We start from the raw sequence: 2,529 nt of genomic DNA on the forward strand, positions 1-2,529 counted from the left end.
GGCCCCGCCAAAGGCCGGCGCAAGGGCTTCACCGAGACCGACTACGCCCGCCTGCTCGACGCCGCACACCAGCAGCTCGGCGGCCCCGTCGTCCTGGTCTGGGACAAGTGCGCCGTGAGGCGCTTCGTTGTATCCCCGACTCACTCGGGAGGAATTTGGAGGAACATTCCTGGGCCACCGGGCTTACCTGGAGGTGAAAGGCCGAAGGGGACAACAGCATGTCCGGAAAGCGGTGACCGCCCGGAGGCGTCCGAGACGGTGCGTCGCAAGGCCCGCGCGATATGGCCAAAGCTGGATTGCCTGAAGTCCAATCTCCTGTGGTGTAAAGACCCACCCGTCGGAATGACGCCTGACACCGACGCCGCACCGTGCCCGGCCTTGATTGTCCCGGCCGGGCAGCCTCCACGGTGACGGACACCGCCCAGCGAGGACGGTCAAGGAGATGAGTGGGCGGCCTACGTCGCGCTCGATACGTACAGCGAAGACGTACCACGGGATCGCCTAAAGGGCGCGAGCCCCAAGGTGACGGAGTGCCCATAGTAGTCGCAGGAGTAGCGACCTGCCGGGGAGGCCGGGAAAGCCGGACCGCAGGGCGAAGGGGCACAGGCTGATTGTGATGTCCGTGCTGGGAGGTCTGCGAAATGCAGGACGCTGAAACAGTCCTGGGCGTCATCCGGGAACGCGGCAGGCGTTGTCTGCCGTTGGAGAGGTTGTACCGACAGCTGTTCAACTCGCAGTTATTTCTGATGGCCTACGGTCGCATCTACGCCAACAAGGGTGCGATGACGTCCGGGACTACCGGGGAAACCGTGGACGGCATGTCTTTGGCCAAGATCGAGACGATCATCAGCGCATTGCGTTCGGAATCGTATCGGTGGTCACCGGCCAGACGTGTCTATATCCCGAAGAAAAACGGGAAGTTGCGCCCGCTGGGCGTGACGAACTGGTCGGACAAGCTGGTCGCCGAGGTGGTCCGCCTGTTGCTTGAGGCGTACTACGACGTCCAGTTCTCCGACCGGTCCCACGGGTTCCGGCCGGACCGGGGCTGCCACACCGCGCTGCGCGAGGTGGCCACGGCTTGGACCGGAACGCACTGGTTCATCGAAGGTGACATCTCCGACTGCTTCGGATCCCTTGACCACAAGATCATGGTCGGGGTGCTTGCGGAGAAGATCCACGATGGTCGGTTCCTGCGGCTGATCGAGCGCATGTTGCAAGCCGGGTACTTGGAAGACTGGAAATGGAACGCCACGCTCAGTGGCGCCCCACAGGGCGGCACGGCGTCCCCGATCTTGTCGAACATCTACCTGGACCGGCTCGATCAGTTTGTTGAACAAGATCTGCTGCCCGAATACAACCGAGGCGGCCCCCGTCGCAAGAATTCGGCCTACCTGGCCAACAAATCCCAGATCGAGAAGGCCGAACGGCGCGGTGACCTGGAATCGGTGAAGCTGTTGAAACAGCAGCGCCGCAGGCTGTCGAGCGGCGACCCGAGCGACCCGGGGTTTCGACGGCTGAAGTACGTGCGGTATTGCGACGACTGGCTGCTCGGCTTCGCCGGGCCCAAACACGAGGCTAAGGAGATCAAGTCGCGGGTCCAGCAGTTCCTGCACGATGAACTCAAGCTGGAACTCTCGGAGTCCAAGACACTGATCACTCATGCCGCCAGCCAGGCGGCACGGTTTCTTGGCTACGAAATACGGGCTCAGCACGAGGACACGAAATTCACTCGCGGACGGCGTGCAGTCAACGGCGTCATGGGTCTGTATGTGCCCAACGCGGTGATCCGTGAACGATGCGCCCGCTACATGAGAAACGGGAAGCCAGCGGCACGCGGCCAGCTCTTCCACGACAGCGATTTCACCATCGTCGGGAAGTACGGAGCCGAATACCGAGGGTTCGTCCAGTACTACCTGCTCGCCCAGGATGTCTTTCGCCTGAGCACGCTGCACTGGGTCATGGAGACCTCGATGCTCAAGACCCTGGCCGCGAAGCACCGATCCACCGTCCCGGCGATGGCCCGCGCTTTCAAGGCGACCATCAGCACTCCGGTCGGCCCCCGGATCTGCTTCGAGGCCAAGGTGCAGCGTGACGCGGGACGGAAACCACTGGTCGCCCGCTTCGGCGGGATCCCACTCATCCGCAAGCGCACCGCCGTCCTGACCGATCGACGACCGACCATGGCCAGTCCCGGCAACGAGCTGATCCATCGGCTCCTGGCCGGGAAATGCGAGATCTGCGGCGCGGGAAAGGGACTTCAAGTCCACCACCTGCGGAAACTCGCCGATCTCAACAGGCCCGGTCGGCCGGATCGGCCGCTATGGATGATCCTGATGGCAGCGCGGCGACGCAAGACCCTGGTGGTCTGCTCGGCCTGCCACCACAACATCCATGCAGGACGGGGCTCAGCTCTTCCCCGGAAGTAATCACTGGAGAGCCGTGTGCGGTCAAAGCCGCCTGCACGGTTCGGGAGGGGGCCGACGGAAAAGGACCCGATCCACGGGCACCTCGCCGGCGGCCCACCTCACT

General features: G+C 63.6%; 1 protein-coding gene and 1 pseudogene. Both read left to right on the forward strand.

Going from position 1 to position 2,529, the window contains the following annotated elements; genetic code table 11:
* A pseudogene (locus tag ACZ7MG_RS43670) lies at positions 1–105 on the forward strand (transposase); the annotation flags it as partial.
* Positions 106–641: 536 nt separating this feature from the next.
* Positions 642–2,426 carry a reverse transcriptase domain-containing protein gene (locus ACZ7MG_RS43675; protein ID WP_471397038.1) on the forward strand — a complete coding sequence of 595 codons (1,785 nt, stop codon included), beginning with the start codon at positions 642–644 and terminating at the stop codon, positions 2,424–2,426.
* The last annotated feature ends 103 nt before the right edge of the window (positions 2,427–2,529 follow it).

Source organism: Streptomyces sp. NPDC107538 (assembly GCF_055657445.1).

Excerpts from the sequence above, each read along its gene's own strand:
- ACZ7MG_RS43675 (WP_471397038.1), top strand. The coding sequence starts at position 642 with ATGCAGGACGCTGAAACAGTCCTGGGCGTCATCCGGGAACGCGGCAGG.